We start from the raw sequence: 20049 nt of genomic DNA, 5'->3' as shown, positions 1-20049 counted from the left end.
AAATAACAATATCTTTATACAACAATGAAGTAACAAATAAGCCAATACAGACAAAGATCGCATTGTTAATAAATTATTAAAATCAGCATTGATTTTTATGATTCATAATCAAACTATATATGACGAAACAACGTAACATTTACGGAGAAACACAATGCAGCAGTTAACCAGTTTCTTATCCGGCAGCTGGCAGTCTGGCCGCGGCCGAGCGCGGACAATCCATCATGCGATTACCGGCGAACCCCTGTGGGAAGTGACCAGTGAAGGACTGGATCTGGCGCAGGCGCGCCGTTACGCCATTGAGAATGGCGGTGAAGCGCTCAGTAAAATGACGTTTGTTGAACGTGCCGCCATGCTAAAAGCGGTGGCAAAACATTTGCTGGAGCAAAAAGAGGTGTTCTATACCCTTTCCGCACAAACCGGAGCAACCCGGGCTGATAGCTGGGTGGATATCGAAGGCGGAATTGGCACGCTGTTTACCTACGCGGGGCTCGGCGCACGCGAATTACCTGATGACGTGTTATGGCCGGAAGATGAACTGATTCCGCTGTCGAAAAACGGTGGTTTCGCCGCTCGCCATGTACTGAGTGCAAAATCAGGCGTCGCGGTGCACATTAACGCGTTCAACTTCCCGTGCTGGGGAATGCTGGAAAAACTGGCACCAACGTGGCTCGCCGGGATGCCCGCCATCATCAAACCCGCCACCGCCACCGCGCAGGTGACGCAGGCGATGGTCAAATCCATCATCGACAGCGGTTTAATGCCAGACGGCGCGATCAGTCTGATTTGCGGCGGCGCGGGCGACCTGCTCGACCACCTCGATTTCCAGGACGTAGTGACTTTTACCGGCTCGGCGCAAACCGGGCAGTCGCTGCGCATTCATCCGAACATCGTTAAAAATTCGATTCCGTTCACCATGGAAGCCGACTCGCTGAACTGCTGCGTGCTGGGTGAAGACGTCACGCCGGAGCAGCCTGAATTCGCACTGTTCATCCGCGAAGTGGTGCGTGAGATGACCGCCAAAGCGGGACAAAAATGTACCGCTATTCGCCGCATCATCGTGCCTCAGGCGCAGATTCAGGGGGTGAGCGACGCGCTGATTGCCCGTTTACAGAGCGTGAAAATGGGCGACCCGGCCGTAGAAGGCGTAAAAATGGGATCGCTGGTCAACGCCGATCAGCGCGCTGACGTGCAGGAAAAAGTCGATGCGCTGCTGGCCGCTGGCTGCCAAGTACGTCTGGGTGGCAAAGCGGATATGCAGGCGGCAGGCGCATTCTTCCCACCGACCCTGCTGTTTTGTCCGCATCCGGACGAAAGCCCGGCGGTGCACGCCATTGAAGCCTTTGGCCCGGTCGCCACGCTGATGCCGTATCAGACCCGCGCGCAGAGTCTGGCGCTGGCCCGCGCCGGTCAGGGCAGCCTGGCTGGCACGCTGGTCACCACGGATCCGGCGATTGCCCGCGAATTTATTCTCGGTGCGGCCCGCGCCCACGGTCGTATTCAAATTCTTAACGAAGAGTCGTCGAAAGAATCCACCGGACACGGTTCTCCGCTGCCGCAGCTACTGCACGGTGGCCCAGGCCGCGCGGGCGGCGGCGAGGAGCTGGGCGGTCTGCGCGCGGTGAAACACTACCTGCAACGCACCGCCGTTCAGGGCAGCCCAACGATGCTGGCCAGCGTCAGCCGGCAATGGGTTCGCGGGGCTCAGGTACAGGAAGACCGCGTGCATCCGTTCCGCAAATATTTTGAAGAATTGCAGCCGGGCGACAGCCTGTTGACCCCGCGCCGCACCCTGACCGAAACGGATATCGTGAATTTTGCCTGCCTGAGCGGCGACCATTTCTATGCGCATATGGACAAAATCGGTGCCGCAGAATCCATGTTTGGCGAACGCGTGGTGCACGGTTATTTCGTGATTTCTGCTGCCGCAGGTCTGTTTGTCGATGCGGGCGTCGGCCCGGTTATCGCCAACTACGGCATGGAAAACCTGCGCTTTATCGAACCGGTGAAACCGGGCGACACCATCCAGGTACGCTTAACCGTGAAACGTAAAACCGTTAAGCGCCAGAAAACCGCCGACGATAAACCGACCGGCGTGGTGGAATGGGCGGTGGAAGTATTCAACCAGCATCAGCAACCGGTCGCGCTCTATTCGATCCTGACGCTGGTGGCCCGTCAGCAAAGCGATTTCTAACCTTTCTGTTGCCCGGTGGCACCACGCTCACCGGGGCTACAGTTCAATTTCCTAATCTGGCAAATCTGACAAAACACCTGGCAGGTGCAGGCAAACGTCGTGCGTCTGCTCGCTGTTAGGGTGAGGGTGTCGTGACTCTAAGAACATAACTATACGAGGTTAACAAATGGGAAGCTTTTCTCCTTTTTCCGCCCGTAAAACGGCGCTGGCCCTTGCGGTCGCTCTGATGTGCAACTGGCAAGCCCCTGTTTTCGCGCACGGCGGCGAAGCCCATATGGTTCCAATGGACAAAACGTTGCAAGAGTTCGGGGCCGACGTGCAGTGGGATGATTACGCCCAGATGTTCACCATTGCCAAAGACGGCGCGTTTGTGAAGGTGAAACCGGGTGCTAAAACCGCCATCGTCAACGGCAAAACCCTGGCATTGCAGGTGCCAGTGGTGATGAAAAATAACAAAGCCTGGATTTCGGATACCTTTATCAACGACGTATTCCAGTCCGGACTGGATCAGACGTTCCAGGTCGAGAAACTCCCGCATCCCCTGAATGCGCTGACCGCCAACGAGATCAAAGAAGCAGTTGAGATTGTTAAAGCCTCGCCGGATTTCAAACCGAATACGCGCTTCACGCAGATTGCCCTCGCCGAGCCTGAAAAAGCGAAAGTCTGGAATTTCGTCATGAGCGGTACCGCGATCGATGAAGATCGTCTGGCGAACGTGACGATGCTCGACGGCAAACATGTGATTGAAAGCCAGGTTGATTTAAAGAATAAAAAGGTCCTGCGCTGGGCGCCCATCAAAGATGCGCACGGCATGGTGCTACTGGACGATTTCTCTTCCGTGCAGAACATCATAAACGCCAGCAAAGAATTTGCTGAAGTACTGAAAAAACACGGTATTACTGACCCATCCAAAGTTATCACCACCCCACTTACCGTCGGCTATTTCGACGGTAAAGACGGACTGAAACAGGAAGATCGTCTGCTAAAAGTGGTCAGTTATCTGGACGTTGGTGACGGCAACTACTGGGCACACCCGATTGAAAACCTGGTGGCGGTTGTCGACCTTGAGCAGAAAAAAATCATTAAGATTGAAGAAGGCCCGGTAATTCCAGTACCGATGGCGCCGCGCCCGTATGATGGACGTGACCGCATCGCTAAACAGCTTAAACCGCTGGATATCATCGAGCCGGAAGGCAAAAACTACACCATCACCGGCGATATGGTTCATTGGCAAAATTGGGATTTCCACCTGCGCCTGGATTCTCGCGTAGGGCCGATTTTATCGACCGTGACCTATAACGACAACGGCACCAAACGCAAAATCATGTACGAAGGTTCACTCGGCGGGATGATCGTGCCTTATGGCGATCCGGACGTGGGCTGGTACTTCAAAGCGTATCTTGATTCCGGCGACTACGGCATGGGTACCCTGACCTCGCCTATCGCCCGCGGTAAAGATGCGCCGTCGAATGCCGTGCTGCTGGATGAAACCATCGCCGATTACACCGGTGCGCCAATGAACATTCCGCACGCTATCGCGGTCTTTGAACGTTACGCCGGGCCAGAATATAAGCATCAGGAAATGGGCCAGCCGAACGTCAGTACTGAACGCCGTGAGCTGGTTATCCGCTGGATAAGCACGGTTGGCAACTACGACTACATCTTTGACTGGGTGTTCCACGAAAACGGCACCATTGGCATTGATGCCGGCGCGACGGGAATCGAAGCGGTGAAAGGGGTGCAGTCCAAAACCATGCACGACGCGACCGCCAAAGATGACACTAAATACGGCACGCTTATCGACCATAACATCGTCGGCACCACCCACCAGCACATCTACAACTTCCGTCTCGACCTGGATGTGGATGGGGAAAATAACCGTCTGGTGGCAATGGATCCTGATGTGAAGCCGAACACCGCAGGGGGTCCGCGTACCAGTACCATGCAGATTGACCAGCATACCATCGACAGTGAGCAGCAGGCGGCGCAGAAATTCGACCCGGGTACGATTCGCCTGCTGAGCAATACCAGCAAAGAGAACCGTATGGGCAATCCGGTTTCGTACCAGATAATCCCGTACGCCGGTGGCACCCATCCGGTGGCGACCGGGGCAAAATTCTCGCCAGACGAGTGGATTTATCACCGCCTGAGCTTTATGGATAAACAGCTGTGGGTGACCCGCTACAAAGCAGATGAACGTTATCCGGAAGGCAAATACCCTAACCGTTCAACCCACGACACCGGTCTTGGTCAGTACACCAAAGACAACGAGTCAGTGGATAACCAGGATGACGTGGTGTGGATTACGACTGGCACCACGCACGTGGCCCGCGCGGAAGAATGGCCGATTATGCCAACCGAATGGGTTCACGCGCTGCTTAAACCGTGGAACTTCTTCAATGAAACGCCGACGCTAGGCGAACAGAAGAAATAAAGAAAAGGGGCTTCGGCCCCTTTTTTGATCTCAACCTCCATTAAAATGAGACAGGGATGGTATATTTCCCGCGCTATACTGTAAGTATGAACAGAGTTGGGGATGGAACGGGGGCATCTTGGTTAAGAAAAAACGGACGATCACCCTTGCGGCCATTGTCATTATCACGACCACAGTTTTTGCTGTTTTACTGGTCCGGGAATACAGAAATTTAAAGAGTTATATGGGATATATTGCCGAAAACGGCAAATCTGCCCTTTTTCATGAAGAATATATCAATCAACGTGTTGCCTTTAACCTCTCTACGGCATTAACCGCAACCGTTGCTCCGACGATAGGTGAAAATGATCCCACCACCCTATGCCAGCATATGGAGCATATCGACAATATTTATGGTCTGAATCTTACCGCCCATACGCTGCCGGCACTCGGGGGAACATTACAAACACGCGCCCAGGAATGCCACTCATGGGCTGATGATGTGCCTGCTCTCGCGAGTTTTTTGAACGACCGTATCAGTCCGTTACCGCAATACAGCTTTTCGAATTATACCGGCTATAAGTTTGACAACCTGCGTTATTATATCGATCTTGACAAACATTATATTTACCTGGATCGCCTGATAGACTCACGAAAATATACATTCCGTAACTGGTTATTGTTTGATGGTAAAAAAATCAGCATAGATACCAACGCCATTTCGCTCGAGATTGGTAAAAAAGCACTCGCCGATTTACTGTTGGGAAATAATATCGCCTCCCACATTTATAAAGACGGTTACACTGGTAAAAATATCATCAGCACCCTAAACCCAATTTTTGTGCACGGTAAAATCAAGGGGGTCCTGGTAACTGATTTTAATATTTCAGATCTGGCCACTTCTTTTTACACATCAGAGCGACCGCTGCTGTGGTCTTTTCTCACGATGTTTGTTGAGGATAATCGCAGTGGGAAAATCATCCAGTTCCATCAGCCATCCTGGATATCGTTTCCTCTTGTGAATTATCAGGCACCAATCACCCGTTACTACACGCTCCATATTCGGCTCGATGTCCAATTTTTCATTTTAAGCCAGCTGTTGCTGATTATTATGTATGTAGTTACCACATTGCTGCTTTGCCAGTATGCCCGCTATCATTTTAATCGCACCGCATCGCTTGCACGCGACAATGTCACCGACGTTTTAACCGGTCTGTTTAATCGCAAAATTCTCAATGCGCGACTGGACGACAAAATTCGTGAATTGTTGGATAAGCAGATTATCGTGACAGTGATCGCCATTGACTGCGACGGGCTTAAGCGTATTAATGATACATTCGGTCATCATATCGGTGATGAAGCGATCAAACTGCTTGGCACCGCCATTGCCACCTCTTTGCGCAAAAGCGACTACGGTATTCGTCTTGGCGGCGATGAATTTAACATTATCTTGCTGGATGCCGGACTGGACAAAGCGCGTGAAGTTATCCAGCGTATTACCGATAGGCTACAGCAAACCGATAATCGTCGACTGGTGGCATTTTCGTGGGGTATTTATCAGATGTCGAAACAGGACACGCTGGAAACTGCGCTTATTAAAGCAGATGAATTACTGTATGAACATAAAGAGCGAAAATATGCACCGCGCAATCGCAACGTCCATTAATAAATATCTGGCTTATTGATTTTAAATGGTAATTACGCGCAGAAACCCAGTGTCTACTTTCCCGACTGGAACATCAGAACGTCACCCATGCGATTGAACAAAATGGCCTGTGGCGCAACGTGGCGGAAGTACAGGCGTATCACACCAACACCATGCTTTATCGAGATCTGCAAATCGTAAACCAACGCACCTTCCCCGTCGTGTGCCACTACCTTCGTGAGCTCGATAAACTACCGGAAGAAACAAAAGCCCGCGTCAATATTCTCAATTACATTCAGGAACGTACCGGGCTGTCACGCAGCAGCATTCTCAATATCATTTCGTCGCTGAAAACAGACAAATTCATTAACTTTGCGCGCGGCGGTTACATGCTGCAGGTTTTCGACCTGCCGGAATAGGTTTCACGGTCAGACGGCCTCTGCCTTCTTCACGTATTGGCAGCCAGAGAGAGATAGCCCCCCGGATCAGAGGGCTCATAGTTTCTTTAATACCGCACGCACACTGATTTGGTTTCACACCAGCCGTCGAGCCAGTCCGGGCCGAAATCGCGTCCGGTACCGGATTGTTTCATACCACCAAACGGCAGATTCGGGTCAATCAGCGTATGACTATTTACCCATACCGTACCCGCCTGTAAGCGATCGCTATAGCTCAACGCCTGAGAGAGATTTTGCGTCCAGACGCTTGCGGTCAGGCCGTATTCACTTTCATTTGCCAGCCGCAGTGCTTCGTCGCCGTCCGCGACGCGTACCAGATTCACCACCGGGCCAAAAACTTCCTCGCGCGTTAAACGCAGACGCGCATCAGGGTTGACCACCAGCGTCGGTCGAACGTAATAACCCTGGCCTTCCGGTCCGGCAGTACCGCTAATCAGTTCAGCTTTGTTTTGCTCGGCCTCATACAGGAACGCCGCGACTTTATCGCAGTGCGCGCGTGAGGCTAGCGGGTTAATCTGTGCGCTTTCGGACATACCCGGCCCGACGCTCAGGGATTTCACCGCCTGCTCAAAACCGGTGACAAGGGTGTCAAACAGCGGCGCTTCAATGTAAATACGCGAGCTGGCCGCGCACACCTGGCCCTGATTAAGGAAGCTGCCCATCATCAGGCCTTCAATCACCCACTGCGGGTCGGCGTCTTTCAGCACGATCGCCGGGTTTTTTCCGCCCAGTTCCAGCGTGACGCGCGTCAGTCTGTCCGCCGCCGTGCGGGCGATCTGTTTTCCCGTCGCGGTTGAACCGGTAAAGCTCACTTTGGCGACGTGCGGATGCGACGTCAGCGCTGAGCCACATTCAGCACCGCTGCCGGTTACCACGTTAAATACGCCTTCTGGAACACCCGCTTCGGTCGCCAGCTCCGCCACGCGCAGCAGCGTCAACGGTGTCGTTTCGGACGGTTTGATAACGATAGAACAGCCAGCCGCCAGCGCAGGCATCACTTTCCACATACCTATCATCAGCGGGAAGTTCCATGGCACAATCCCGGCCACCACGCCCACCGGCTCTTTACGCGTCCACGCCTGATAGCGCGCACCCGCAGGCAGCGGAATAGAAACATCCAGCGTTTGCCCGGTGATTTTGGTCGCCAGCCCCGCGGTGTAACGCATCCAGTTCAGCGTACAGGCTACCTCGAACATGCGGGAAATATTGATCGACTTGCCCTGTTCCAGCGTTTCCAGCTGCGCCAATTCTTCCGAATGTTTTTCCACTAAATCAGCAAAACGCAGCAGGATACGTTCGCGATCCGCGGGCATACGCCCGGCCCAACGGCGGTCAACGAACGCACGCCAGCCAGACATTACCGCGGCATCGACATCCGCGCTATTCGCATCCGCGGTGGTAGCGATGGATTTGCCCGTCGCCGGGTCCCAGACGGTCAGGCGCTTGTCACTGCGCGAGTCCTGTTGCTTTCCGTCAATATAAAGCCCGTGCTGGCGCGCCAGAAATTGTTGTACGCTCTCAAGCAGCGCGACCTGTGAATCAGACATATCAGCTCCTTATTACCTTTCACGGTTTTAACCAGTGTAGAAGCCGCGCGCCTTTTCGGTTTTTGTCTCTGTGTCATTCGCTTTGTCGCCTGTGACAGCCCTCGCAAACAGTGACAATAGTCATGCTGCCTCCTGTCGCCAGTGATAGTTCTTTCGTATAGTCACCACGACAAGCTTGTTTACGCAACATAAATGCAACAATGTATTGGCACTTCAATGACCGAGGCAGGAAATGGCGCAGATGACTGGCAATGAGCAGTTCCAGAAGTGGCTGGCCCAGATTAACCAGGAATGTGGCAATTTTGCCGCTCGCCCGCTGGAAGGCGAGTTTTCGGGGCATCTGGAAACGGGCTATGCGCGAGGGTTAAAACTCAGCACCGTCACTACCGCCAACGTTAATCTCTACCGCACCAAAAATGAGATCAGTAAACAAAATGACAGCTGGTTCTACACGGTTTTCCAGCTGGAAGGCCAGGCAATCATTGAACAAAACGAACGTCAAACGGTTATCCAGCCCGGCGACATTACGTTGGTTGATGCATCCCGCCCGTGCTCTATCATCTGGCAACAACGCTCCCGTCAGACTTCGCTGTTGTTACCAAGAAGCTTGCTGGAACAGCAGCTGCGCGTGGGCGAAAGCCATTGTGTTCAACGTTTAGGAAAAAACTTGCCGATGGTGCAAATGAGCCATCGCCTGTTGCAGGAAAGTATGAATAACCGCGAGCTGTCCGGTCGCGAAAGTGAAGCCGCGCTGGAGGCGATTGTGTGCCTGCTGCGCCCGGTATTGCAGCAGCAAGATGTGACACCGTCACGCCGTGATAAACAGTTTGATAAGGTTGTGCAACTGATTGAAAGCCATTTGCAGTCAGAAATGCTGCGCCCGGAATGGCTGGCCAATGAAACGGGGATGTCAGTGAGAAGCCTTTACCGGATGTTCGCCAATAAAGGCCTGGTGGTCGCGCAATACATTAAAAACCGGCGGCTGGATCTTTGCGCCAAAGCGATACGCAGCGCCGCCGATGACGAGAAGTTGGCGGGAATCGGGTTCAGCTGGGGCTTTACCGATCACAGCCATTTTTCTACCGCCTTTCGCCAGCGCTTCGGTATGTCGCCTGGCGAGTACCGTAAACACAATCGCTGATCACTTCTTCAGCCATTTTCCGTTCAGGCCCTTCACGTATTCTCCCGGCTGTGCCCGCGCAACCAGCTTTTTCCCGGCCATCTTCGCGACTTCATCCACCGGTAAATTGTTGTTGTCTGCCAGCTGCTGGTAGCTTTCGCTGCGCGCATCGTTGATTTGCTTTACCAGCGCTACCGTTTCTTTATCCTGTGCCACCGGCGCCAGATAGCCGGTCAAGGTTTCCCCGACGCGACCCTGGGCACGCGCCTGGTCAAGCGTCAGCGCCAAAACGCTCTGACTGATTAGCCCCAGGCTCAGAACCGCCATTAACAGTAATTTTTTCATCGCTGCGGCCTCAGAATAAATCGCTGCGTGATTTCAGCAGGTTTTCGACGTCTTTATCAACCTTGATGTGGATCTCATGTTCGATTTTGACATTCATATTGATGGTTATTGGCTCCTTGGGGGCCGCAACCTCTATTCGCGGCGTACAGCCGCTGAGGCTTAGTGCGGCCAGCCCGCTCAGCATGGCGATTGTCACTTTCATTATTGCTCCTTACAGTCCTTGCCTGCCCGGCAGCGCGGGTCGGGAAGGACCGCGTTTTGCTCAAGCCATGCCTGAAGATTGTCGCCAAAGCGCAGACTGCGCCAAAGATCGAACACGTTCTCTTCATGGGTATAGTTTAAATTCACGGTGCTGCTTTTGCCGTCCACCCGGCTGATGCCGGTCACGGTAGATTTTAGCGTCAGCAGGCCGAGATTATCGAGATTGATTTTGGTCCACGAGCGGGATATTTCCATATAACGCAGCCAGTTAATCGCCACACCCGCGACCATATTATCTTCCACCACCGCATCGGCAGTGTCTTTATCAATACGCAGCGTCATTGGTCCGGGGTTGGTCAGCCAGCCGTCTTTGATTATCCATTTTTCATTGTCGAGCCACAGTGGCAATGCCCCGCTCACCGGCCCGGACATCGTAAACTGCTTTGGATTCACTGCACTGATTAGCTCGCTGGAGGAGATATTCTGCACCCGCAGCAGCGCCGGGTCGTGCTGCGGCATCCGCAGCTGTAGCATCGAAAGCTTGCCACCGAGAACATCGACGTTTACGTCGCTGAGCATCAATGGGTTGCGTTCGTCCCACGGATAACTGCCCTGTAAATCAGCCGAAAAATTGCTGGCCGTCACCTGGTTGACGATTTCACCAATGCGCAGCGACACCGGGCCGCGCGTGCCTAGCTCCCAGGTGCCTTCGCTGAAGCGGAACGGCAGGACAAAGTCGACACCGTTGAATTGGTTATCCGGCATCCAGGCGCTTCCGCCTTTCAGAACACCGTGCCCACCGGCTTCAAAACCCTGCCCAGCGGCGGCGGAAAAAGCCACCTGAGCGTACAGCATGCCGTCACGCAGATTCATTTTCCAACCCGGGGGAACCAGCGGCTGGAACACCGTCAACGACTGTTTCGGCCACCAGGCCTCGCCGCGCAGGCGTTCGCCGTCCCAGCGTCCGTTAATTCTGACCGGGCCAATGTCCGCCGCGTGCAGATCGCCCTTAAACTGGAACCATGTCGGGTCACGGCCGTCAACGCTGAATTTGAGCGTCGACGGCGGTAACATGCTGCCGCCGCTGAACTGCGTTTCGCCCGCATCAAGGGAAAGTGCCCCAGTCAGCGACGGGTGCTGCTCGTTGCGAATCCAGTGAATCGGCTTTTCGAGCACCAGGCGCGGCTGACTGACATTCATAGTGCCGTACTGCAGTTTGTCGAAACCCGTCGACAGACTGTTGAGCACGATAGAACTGTCACGCCATTCCCCGTCGCCTTTCATATCCCAGCGCGCCTTCATCGGCGTGAAATGTCCGTCGCCCCAGTAACGCCAGCGCCAGCTGCCTTTGTCGGGCAAGAAATTATTCGCCTGGCCGTCGAGGTGCAGGACGAAATCCCCCATTTCCTGCTCGTGGGCACGCAAGATCGCCTGTAGACGCCCATCAACGCCCTGCGTGCTGATGTGCACGCCAGCCAATGGCCAGCGGATTTCATCTATATTCAGGGAATCTATAATACGACCGCGCGAGCGCAACAGTGAGCCAGGTCCAAAGCTGAGTTTTGGGTCGATTAGCGGGCCGCTGAGCTGGGCCGGAAGAATCGCATACAACACCAGATCGTCGTATTTAGCTTCGCCGGTTAGCTGCAGCGGCATGGCGCTATTGTCCATGCTCAACGTGCCCGGCCCGATGGTCAGTACTGCGTTACCCTTCCCAGCGTCCCCTTGAGTCAGCACATTGAGCCGCCCTGAAATCTGCATCTTATCGATGCCCTGCTGCCAGTTATCGATTTTTAAGCCGACGCGTCCGCTCAGCGGGACGCCATCCTGCCACGGCCAGTTCCAGCGGCCGTCGCTGATCGTCAACCGTTCGCGGGTCAGCTCCCACGGCAAATCAAGCAGTGGCTCTGTATTACCGCGTTCCCTCATTACCAGCTGGCCCTGATTTTCACGCCACTCAAGTTCGGCGTCTACCAGCGCAGAGGGATTTGGCACCTGGAAGGTAGTGACCGCATGGCCGCTAACGGGCAAACCGTCCGGCACCAGCGGCATGGTGAATTCGCCTACCAGTTTAATCGGGGGTTCATCGGCCTGAATTTTTGCTTCAAAGCGGTTGACGGTCAGCTGCTGCCCTTTCAGGTTGGCCTGTAAATGCACCGCACCACCGTCGTAGGTCAGCGTTTGCATTGATGGAGTCAATGATACCGCCAGTGTTCCCTGCCATTTTTCCCATGGCGAAAGGCGTAACTGATCGATAATCAGCCAACTGTTTGGCAGCATGGATTGCCATTCGGCAAGACTTCGCGGCGCACCAGGCGTCGGCGTGCTTTCGGGAAGCTTACTCAGGCAGGTGGAATTCATGTCGAGTTGACCCACGTGCACCTGCCAGCGGCTGGGGTGTGACAACTCGAGATCGTGAACCTCTGCAAGTTGGCAGTCCCCCACCAGATAACGCAACTCAGGGATATGCACCGAATTGCGGGTTAAGCGGGGGCTTTTCTCTATGGCGATTCGCGTACCGGCCGGAAGCCAGATACCCGCGAGCGTCGGCACCCAGTGCGTCAATGTCAGCAGAAGCGTCAGCGGCAGGAGGATCAGTAACAGCAGTAGCGCAATCGCGGCTTTCCAGGTACCCTTCATGGGTGGTTAACATCCTGATTCTTTGTGATTAAAAGCCGAAGTGGCGCATATTGTGGCATGTTTAGCCCACCTGTTAAAGTCACCGTCAGGTTTAAGCATAGATGGTGCATTTGCGGCCTTCCTTAAAATCCACCAAACCTCTGCACGTTATGCTCTACACTCTTTGTTATAACCTGATGATTAAACTAAATTTTAAAATTTGTATGATTATTTTAAATATGCTACCGTGACGTTAATATCACTGGAGAAAAGTCTTATGAAAATCGCAGTTTACAGCACAAAGCAGTACGATAAAAAGTACATGCTAGATGTTAATGATGCATTTGGCTTTGAACTTGAATTTTTCGACTTCCTTTTAAACGAAAAGACCGCCAAAACTGCGCACGGTTGCGAAGCCGTCTGCATTTTTGTTAATGACGACGGCAGCCGCCCGGTTCTGGAAGAGTTGAAAAAACAAGGCGTGAAATATATCGCCCTGCGCTGCGCGGGCTTTAATAACGTCGATCTCGATGCGGCTAAAGAGCTGGGTCTGCATGTGGTTCGTGTGCCAGCCTATTCACCGGAAGCGGTCGCGGAGCATGCCATCGGGCTGATGATGTCGCTGAACCGTCGTATTCACCGCGCTTATCAACGCACCCGTGATGCCAACTTCTCGCTGGAAGGCCTTTGCGGTTTTACTATGCACGGTAAAACAGCAGGCGTGGTCGGTACCGGTAAAATCGGCGTGGCAACGCTGCGTATTCTGAAAGGCTTCGGCATGAAACTGCTGGCGTTCGACCCGTATCCAAGTGACGCAGCGCTGGAACTCGGCGTGGAATATGTTGACCTGCCGACGCTGTTTTCACAGTCGGACGTCATTTCCCTGCACTGTCCGCTGACCCCGGAAAACTACCACCTGCTGAACCACAACGCGTTCGAGCAGATGAAAGACGGCGTGATGGTCATCAACACCAGCCGTGGCGGGCTTATCGACTCGCAGGCCGCCATAGAAGCACTGAAAAACCAGAAAATCGGTGCGCTGGGAATGGACGTGTATGAGAATGAACGCGATCTGTTCTTTGAAGATAAATCTAACGACGTGATCCAGGATGACGTGTTCCGCCGTCTGTCGGCCTGCCACAACGTACTGTTCACCGGCCACCAGGCCTTCCTGACCGCCGAAGCGCTGACCAGTATTTCGCAGACCACGCTGGAAAACCTGCGTCAAATCGATAAGGGTGAAACCACACCGAACGCGCTGGTTTAACCATTCTTGCTCCCCGGCCGCGGGGAGCACTTTCAGACAATCTCCACTCGCCCGCATCGCACTAAAGTGTCATCCTGATTTTGTATTATTTATTTGGTGAATGTTTAATGAGCAGTATGAAAATGACCGTCGCCCTGTTAGCGGCCGGAATGATGTTGGCAGGCTGTGTATCAACCAGCGATGTGACCACTCAACCGGAGCAACTGCAGCATCATCGTTTTGTGCTGGAAAGCGTGAATGGAACGAATGTTACCAGCCAGAAGCCGCTGGAACTGAGTTTTGGTGAGGATATGCATATCTCCGGCAACATGTGTAATCAGTTTACCGGTGAAGGAAAGCTTTCTGACGGTGATTTGACCGTGCAAAAGCTCGCGATAACACGAATGATGTGCACAGACCCGCAACTCAATAAATTGGACAGTACACTCAAAACCATGTTGCGGGATGGCGTGCAGGTAGACCTGACCGAAGACCAGTTAACACTGGGAACGTCTAATGATTCGCTGGTTTATAAACGCTCTGATCTGATGAACTAGACCCTAATAATTCGAGTTGCAAAATGGCAGCAAGAGAGCGAACTCCAGAAGCTTACTGAAGTAAGTGACTGGAATGAGCGCGCGCAGCCAACGCATTTGCAGCTCGAAGTATGCCGGGTATGGATTAATAGCTGGCGCAGCTTCCCGTTGCAAGAGACTGCTCACTGCATCGCTTGCCGTTAGGTAATGCACACATCCCGATGGCAGAACCGTCCAGCTGACGGGCTACCGATAATGCGCCACCGACCATCGCACAGTTTGCCTGACCCGAGTCTGACATTGCTGCCCGCATCCCTGGCGTGACGTGGGCCGCCGTGGCCTGTTGCTCTGGTTCACTGCTGCATGCTGATAATAACAGTGCCGCACACCCTACCCAAAAAGCTGCTCGCATTCTCTTCTTTCCCCTATCAAGTACGGTTCGCAAAACCTGTTCATAATAGGCAGCAAGCGGCCTGCCGTCGAGAGACGAGGCGCGTATTTCGGCGTTCTGAAACATTTTCTGCCAATTTAATGCTGCCAGAATTGATCCGCACAACGTCCAGCCCCCCCCAAGGACACAAAAGCAAAAATGGATTTCCCGGTGCTTTGCTAAAATGAATACATAAATAACTACAGGACACGTCGACGTATCACGGGTCCCTTTTTCTTACGCAATGTAAGGGTGTCAAATGATTACTATGGCCGTATTTTTTTAAAACTTACTGAAGATCGCCCAAGAGCAGGTTGTTTTTCAGTTTGTTGCATCACTGCCTCACCACGCAATCCGTTCTAAACCGATCTTTGTGTGTTCTTATCTGCCCCATTCCTGCCCCATTCTCGAATCTCTCCTGACGATACATCAAAAATCTCCCCACGAATGTCACCCCAGATCCGTCATATGACTTAACCGATACACACCAATTTTCCCCGTCCCCTATACTTTCAGTCTGAAGACTGGAGGTGCCTATGTGTGGACGTTTTTCTCAATCCATGACACGCGAAGATTACCTGGCCTACCTGGCTGAAGATGCAGAGCGCGACATTCCCTATGACCCGGAACCGATCGGACGTTTCAACGTCGCCCCCGGCACCAAAGTGCTTCTGGTGAGCGAACGCGACGAACAATTACACCTCGATGCTGTTCATTGTGGTTACGCACCGGGATGGTGGGATAAACCACCGCTGATTAATACCTGGGTTGAGACTGCAGCAACAAGCCGTATGTTCAAACCGCTCTGGCAACATGGCCGGGCAATCTGCTTTGCTGACGGCTGGTTCGAATGGAAGAAAGAAGGCGACAAGAAACAGCCCTACTTCATTCACCGGGCTGATGGTAAACCAATATTCATGGCATCGATAGGAAGCACACCGTTTGAGCGTGGCGATGACGCAGAGGGCTTTCTGATTGTGACAGCTGCGGCTGATAAAGGGCTGGTTGATATTCATGACCGGCGGCCGCTGGTTCTTACACCAGAAGCCGCGCGCGCCTGGATGAGTCAGGATATTGGAGGGAAAGAAGCTGAGGAGGTTATTGCCGACGGCACAGTTCCGGCCGAAGCGTTTATCTGGCACGCAGTTACGCGCGCTGTGGGGAATGTGAAGAATCAGGGGCCGGATTTGATTGCCCGAATCTGATTACATTATTGGGCAATCATCATCTGAAGTGCGGTTAATGAAGAACGTCGCTCTACCGAGAACCTCAACGTCTTCAAGCGCGGTCCCTTCTATAGCCTCTCCGTCTTCTGTAATTAACGAGGCACCCATTAGCTTCGCAAATTGCATGCGACCGTCACAGAGAATCAGCAGAACCCCCTCTTTCGGCTTGCTTGTGGCTGGCTCGATCACCGCATAGCCGTTGTCCGTCTCGATTATCCTGCTGTTTGCAGTCACGCCGCACAGTACCTCAGGAGATAGAGTTCTTTCTGCGTAGTCTGCTGCTGGCGATGGAAAACCCATGATGCACCTCTTGGATAAGCTGTATATGCATACAGTATTATCATTTTTAAGATTCGATCAAGTCAGATTAGGGTGATAGACTTTACCAAACTCAAAACTAATTGATTCCTGTAATGTTAAAGATCTTTAGTAGTTATGTTTCTGTTGGTGTCGTGAACACCGGAATACGCTAGCATCCTGAGGCTAATCTCACTTCAACCAAAATTAGACGAATTTATGAATGCATCCTATTTGTTAACTCCGGCCATCATGTTGATGTTTATTTTGATATGTTGGGCGTTCTCCAATCTAAAGGTACTACCTCATTTAGAGGAATCTACGCCTCGCTATGGATACATAGACGGACTGAGGGGCATTGCCGCCGTTCTTGTTGTGTGCGCTCATAGTTGGAGGGTCAATCTTATGGGGTTCTCCAACGATGAGATTCTCAAGGCTGATTACTTCTACAACCCTAACTTCGGTGCGATAGGGGTTCAGATATTTTTCTGTATTACAGGATTTTTATTCTATGAGAAAATATCATCAAACAAAAGACAGGATTGGTACAAATTTTTCCTTTCGCGATTTAAGAGAATTGCCCCATTGTATTCATTGGCTATTTTATTACTAGTCACTATTACGGCATACAACTCAAAATCTTTCGGAGTGGAAATGATTCCAGGCACCGTAAAGATGATGGCGTTTGGTTTGTTTGGTCAAACGTATAAAACAGCAAGCTACGATGGAAGCCATCTAATCACCGTTCTCTGGACATTGCCTTTTGAGTGGAAGTTTTATGCAATCCTTCCACTGATTGCCGCGCTAATGTCTACAACAAGAACCTTGTTACTAGGCTGGTCGTTCACCATTATCCTGTTATGTAGCCTGCTCTATGCTGATGTTTTCAATGTCTGGGTTTATTTCGTTAGTGGGGCGATAGCCGCTGTAGTCAACTCAAAATTCAATAATCGCAAGCATATAATGGCTACTATATTTTTCTTGATGACAACAGCCGCCATAGTTTACAGTGCGTTCATAGATATACCAAAATATGGATGGGAAAGATTCATGCTATCCACCTTATTCTTTGTCTCCGTAATTATGGCGAAGCCAAAGATATTATCGTCAAAGCCTCTTGTGTTTATGGGAGAGATAAGCTACAGCGTTTACTTAATGCATGTATTTTTGTTCTTTTTATTTGGGGCATTCATCAAAAACTACGTGTCTCCAGGTGAAATAAATAATGTATATTTTTACACTCTTTTGTTATCATACTGTGTTGTCACTGTTTCAATATGCACGATGACATTTAAATATATAGAGTATCCATTCATAAGAAAAAAGACTCCGATACCAAATGATGCATTAATTGAACACAAAAAAGCCCCGTAAGGGGCTTTGCTTTTTTTATTCACTATTTAGTAGACCTTTTAAGGTCTTCGACTTCCATAGATAACTGCTGAACAGATTTAACCAGGTGCGCGATAATAGCCATATCCCACACTCCAGAAGCCCGACCTTCTTCATCACGCCCTATCGCCAACTCATCGGGAACTTCATCAGCAACAAAACCGATACGACGCTGCTTGGTATCCCTCCAGGTATACGCCAGTGGCTTAAGTGCGTTGATGAATTCGAGTCCCGTTACATAATCGTAATCAAAGTCCTCTTTCAGCCATCGCGCTGATGCGGCAGGAACGTTCCAGGTGTAGTTAGCGGAAGTTGCTCTCAGCAGTTCCGTGTAAACCAGGCTGGTTTCATTATACAGACCCGCAGCAAACGCAGTTGTTCCAGTTACTGTCGGGCCATTGCTGGCATTGTGATACGCTGGTAGCCCCGTTGAGGCACTTGCTCGGATGGCTATCTTGCTGCTTGGTGCTGTGACATTCAGCTGCGCAAGAGGTGCTGTTCCGACAGCGGGCCTCAGTCCACCAATCCACGACCCATCTGGGGCGAACTGAGCAACGGGAATGCCTCCAGAGGCTATAATACGCATACCCTTACCGACTGCCGTGTCTCCAGCCCCATCAATCAATAGCTCCATCCAGTCCGTCAAGCTGGAGCCATAACGAATCCGTGAACCGTACCGACCACCTGCTCCATGAGAGTAGTTGTTAATCTGGAACAGGAACGGGTTGAAGTTTGCAATATCCGTTGGGTCCGTGCTTATACTTCCCGGACAGATACCTTGCTGCGCACCTAACCTTCCAGGGTACTGCATCAGGATGCTGTTTCCTTGCCACTGCGGGGCTATATTATCCGCTTCCGCAATACGCTTAAAGCCCGGACCTACCACTGTAGGCGTATTCACCTTGGTGCCAGAATCAATGCTCGATAGCAGCATCTTGGACCCACCGAAGTCGTACAGTCCGACTACGGTCTTGTACCGGTTCAGTGTCGCGTCCCACATCCATGTTACCGTCTCCGGCTCATATACCGTTGTGGTCGCATAATTACGGTACAGCTCTTGGGCGAGTCTCTGATTACCAACGGCATCCGTAATTCCTAGATAGCACCCACGGGACACCCGCGCATTGTATCCACCAACAGCATAATACAGCCCGCCAACAGGTGCCTTCTTGATGTTCTGGCTAGGGATAATGATCAGACCTGCATTTGAAACAACAGTGTCCTCTACCGTCTTTAATGGTTTGAATACGCCAGCAAGAACGTCCTCGGCAGCACAGTCAAACAGGCTGTGGTTCACGGCGTGGATATTGAACTGCCCTTCCTCGCCCCAGGTGATATTCGTGCGCGCAGGGTACTGAGAGCCAGTGAAATCCAGAAGGTCAGTTACTGTGCTGACTGGGGTGGTCACATCCCAATCCATTTTCGTGATTTTAGTTACGCCGAATGTTGCAGATTGCGGCTTCCCGAACAAGATAGTTCTTGTGCCGTCAGCATTACGAACAACCGCAAAATAATCACCATGTCCCATAGGGACCAGAGGGACAGTTTTCACAATCTCGCCAGCCGTCATGCTTGTTGAGTCAAATTCCTGCTCATACATAGTACAGGTTTCAACCGTTGCACCTGGCGTCGTCACACGAGTATAAAAAATAGTCCCGGCAGTTACGTCGACCTCAAGACCCTGATAGTTATTCGTGCCATCAAATGCAGGGTTGGTGATATATGCGTCTTCATCAAATCGATAAGCCAGGCCAGTTACAGTCCCCTTATATGGAATCGCATACTTACCATTCCCGAGCAGAATAGTAGGAACTGCGGCGTTCATGCTACGCGTATCAGACGTGAGGAACTGCTTGCCGTTGATTTCAACAATTTCACCAGTCAATGGGCTGTATGTACTAATATCCGAGAATTCAGCCAACTGTGTGATTTTGTGCTTAAAGTTCTCATTGATATATTCCCGTGCTGAGGCATCGCCGACACTCAACCATTTACCTGGCCCAATTCCACCTGCTGATTGCGGGGTTGAATTTACAGGAACTACTTTCCCACCAGATGCAAATGGACCAGTCCATTTATAATATGAGTTATCAGCAGGGTTGAATAACACTTCATTTGGCGTGGAGACAGTAGCCCCTGTATCGAAGTCAACTCCAGTTAAAGTTATATAACCGAAGGCATTCATTACCTGCTGCGCAAGATAAGTGATCCCCTCAATGGTGTAATGCTTCATGCCGAATCGGTCGATATAAGACCAGCCCATGGAGGTAACGAACTCGTCAATTTTCCCTGAGTTGAATTTCAGGTCCTGCGGCAACTCTGAAGGAACGGCTTTTTGTGATGGTGTAGTAGTCATGTTTTGCCCATAAAAAAAGCCAGC

General features: G+C 51.7%; 16 protein-coding genes. 9 read left to right on the top strand and 7 right to left on the bottom strand.

Annotated features, from left to right (window positions below; all coding sequences use genetic code 11):
• Nucleotides 1-154 precede the first annotated feature (154 nt).
• From paaZ to MUU46_RS21310, 4 genes are all read left to right on the top strand, one after another.
• The gene (gene paaZ, locus MUU46_RS21325; RefSeq protein WP_258966618.1) at nt 155-2194 is read left to right on the top strand and encodes a phenylacetic acid degradation bifunctional protein PaaZ; all 2040 of its coding nucleotides are present in this window, start codon (nt 155-157) and stop codon (nt 2192-2194) included.
• Nucleotides 2195-2360: 166 nt separating this feature from the next.
• Nucleotides 2361-4628, top strand: coding sequence for a primary-amine oxidase (tynA, locus tag MUU46_RS21320; RefSeq protein WP_159758952.1), 2268 nt, complete (start codon nt 2361-2363; stop codon nt 4626-4628).
• A 118-nt stretch (nt 4629-4746) separates the two neighbouring features.
• The gene (dgcJ, locus tag MUU46_RS21315; RefSeq protein ID WP_258966617.1) at nt 4747-6273 is read left to right on the top strand and encodes a diguanylate cyclase DgcJ; all 1527 of its coding nucleotides are present in this window, start codon (nt 4747-4749) and stop codon (nt 6271-6273) included.
• 119 nt (nt 6274-6392) lie between these two features.
• On the top strand, nt 6393-6671 hold the full coding sequence (locus MUU46_RS21310; protein WP_258966616.1) for a helix-turn-helix domain-containing protein: 279 nt from the start codon (nt 6393-6395) through the stop codon (nt 6669-6671).
• A gap of 86 nt (nt 6672-6757) precedes the next feature.
• Here MUU46_RS21310 and MUU46_RS21305 read toward each other — a convergent pair whose 3' ends face one another.
• Nucleotides 6758-8257 (bottom strand): aldehyde dehydrogenase family protein, encoded by a 1500-nt coding sequence (locus tag MUU46_RS21305; protein WP_258966615.1) that lies wholly within the window; start codon nt 8255-8257, stop codon nt 6758-6760.
• 232 nt (nt 8258-8489) lie between these two features.
• Between MUU46_RS21305 and feaR the strand changes: the two genes are divergently transcribed.
• Nucleotides 8490-9398 (top strand): transcriptional regulator FeaR, encoded by a 909-nt coding sequence (gene feaR, locus MUU46_RS21300; protein WP_258966614.1) that lies wholly within the window; start codon nt 8490-8492, stop codon nt 9396-9398.
• Here feaR and MUU46_RS21295 read toward each other — a convergent pair whose 3' ends face one another.
• From MUU46_RS21295 to MUU46_RS21285, 3 genes are read right to left on the bottom strand one after another with little or no spacing between them, the layout of a single operon-like run.
• Complete coding sequence (locus MUU46_RS21295; RefSeq protein WP_159758944.1) at nt 9399-9722, bottom strand: YdbL family probable chaperone protein; 324 nt, start codon at nt 9720-9722, stop codon at nt 9399-9401. It abuts the gene before it with no gap.
• A 10-nt stretch (nt 9723-9732) separates the two neighbouring features.
• Complete coding sequence (locus MUU46_RS21290) at nt 9733-9924, bottom strand: YnbE family lipoprotein (RefSeq protein WP_159758942.1); 192 nt, start codon at nt 9922-9924, stop codon at nt 9733-9735.
• Nucleotides 9924-12563 carry a YdbH family protein gene (locus MUU46_RS21285; RefSeq protein ID WP_258966613.1) on the bottom strand — a complete coding sequence of 880 codons (2640 nt, stop codon included), beginning with the start codon at nt 12561-12563 and terminating at the stop codon, nt 9924-9926. Before MUU46_RS21285 ends, MUU46_RS21290 begins: the two co-directional genes overlap by 1 nt.
• A gap of 256 nt (nt 12564-12819) precedes the next feature.
• On the opposite strand from MUU46_RS21285, the gene MUU46_RS21280 reads away from it, so the two are divergent.
• Both MUU46_RS21280 and hslJ read left to right on the top strand, forming a co-directional pair.
• Nucleotides 12820-13809: a 2-hydroxyacid dehydrogenase gene (locus MUU46_RS21280; protein WP_159758938.1), complete on the top strand. Its 990-nt coding sequence runs from the start codon at nt 12820-12822 to the stop codon at nt 13807-13809.
• A gap of 116 nt (nt 13810-13925) precedes the next feature.
• Nucleotides 13926-14345, top strand: coding sequence for a heat shock protein HslJ (gene hslJ / locus MUU46_RS21275; RefSeq protein WP_258966831.1), 420 nt, complete (start codon nt 13926-13928; stop codon nt 14343-14345).
• A gap of 124 nt (nt 14346-14469) precedes the next feature.
• On the opposite strand, the gene MUU46_RS21270 is transcribed toward hslJ, so the two are convergent.
• Complete coding sequence (locus MUU46_RS21270; RefSeq protein ID WP_159758936.1) at nt 14470-14736, bottom strand: putative hemolysin; 267 nt, start codon at nt 14734-14736, stop codon at nt 14470-14472.
• Between the two features lie 554 nt (nt 14737-15290).
• Between MUU46_RS21270 and MUU46_RS21265 the strand changes: the two genes are divergently transcribed.
• Nucleotides 15291-15959, top strand: a complete 669-nt coding sequence (locus MUU46_RS21265; RefSeq protein ID WP_258966612.1) for an SOS response-associated peptidase — start codon at nt 15291-15293, stop codon at nt 15957-15959.
• Here MUU46_RS21265 and MUU46_RS21260 read toward each other — a convergent pair whose 3' ends face one another.
• A complete protein-coding gene (locus MUU46_RS21260) occupies nt 15960-16280 on the bottom strand; it encodes a hypothetical protein (RefSeq protein WP_258966611.1) in 321 nt (106 codons plus the stop codon). It abuts the gene before it with no gap.
• A 216-nt stretch (nt 16281-16496) separates the two neighbouring features.
• On the opposite strand from MUU46_RS21260, the gene MUU46_RS21255 reads away from it, so the two are divergent.
• Nucleotides 16497-17651: an acyltransferase family protein gene (locus MUU46_RS21255; protein WP_258966610.1), complete on the top strand. Its 1155-nt coding sequence runs from the start codon at nt 16497-16499 to the stop codon at nt 17649-17651.
• Between the two features lie 22 nt (nt 17652-17673).
• On the opposite strand, the gene MUU46_RS21250 is transcribed toward MUU46_RS21255, so the two are convergent.
• Nucleotides 17674-20025 carry a tail fiber/spike domain-containing protein gene (locus MUU46_RS21250; RefSeq protein WP_258966609.1) on the bottom strand — a complete coding sequence of 784 codons (2352 nt, stop codon included), beginning with the start codon at nt 20023-20025 and terminating at the stop codon, nt 17674-17676.
• Nucleotides 20026-20049 lie beyond the last annotated feature (24 nt).

The organism is Scandinavium tedordense (genome assembly GCF_024764965.1).
Classification (GTDB): domain Bacteria; phylum Pseudomonadota; class Gammaproteobacteria; order Enterobacterales; family Enterobacteriaceae; genus Scandinavium; species Scandinavium tedordense.
The sequence above is the reverse complement of the archived record's forward strand: the minus strand, read 5'-3'. Positions and strand labels throughout refer to the sequence as shown.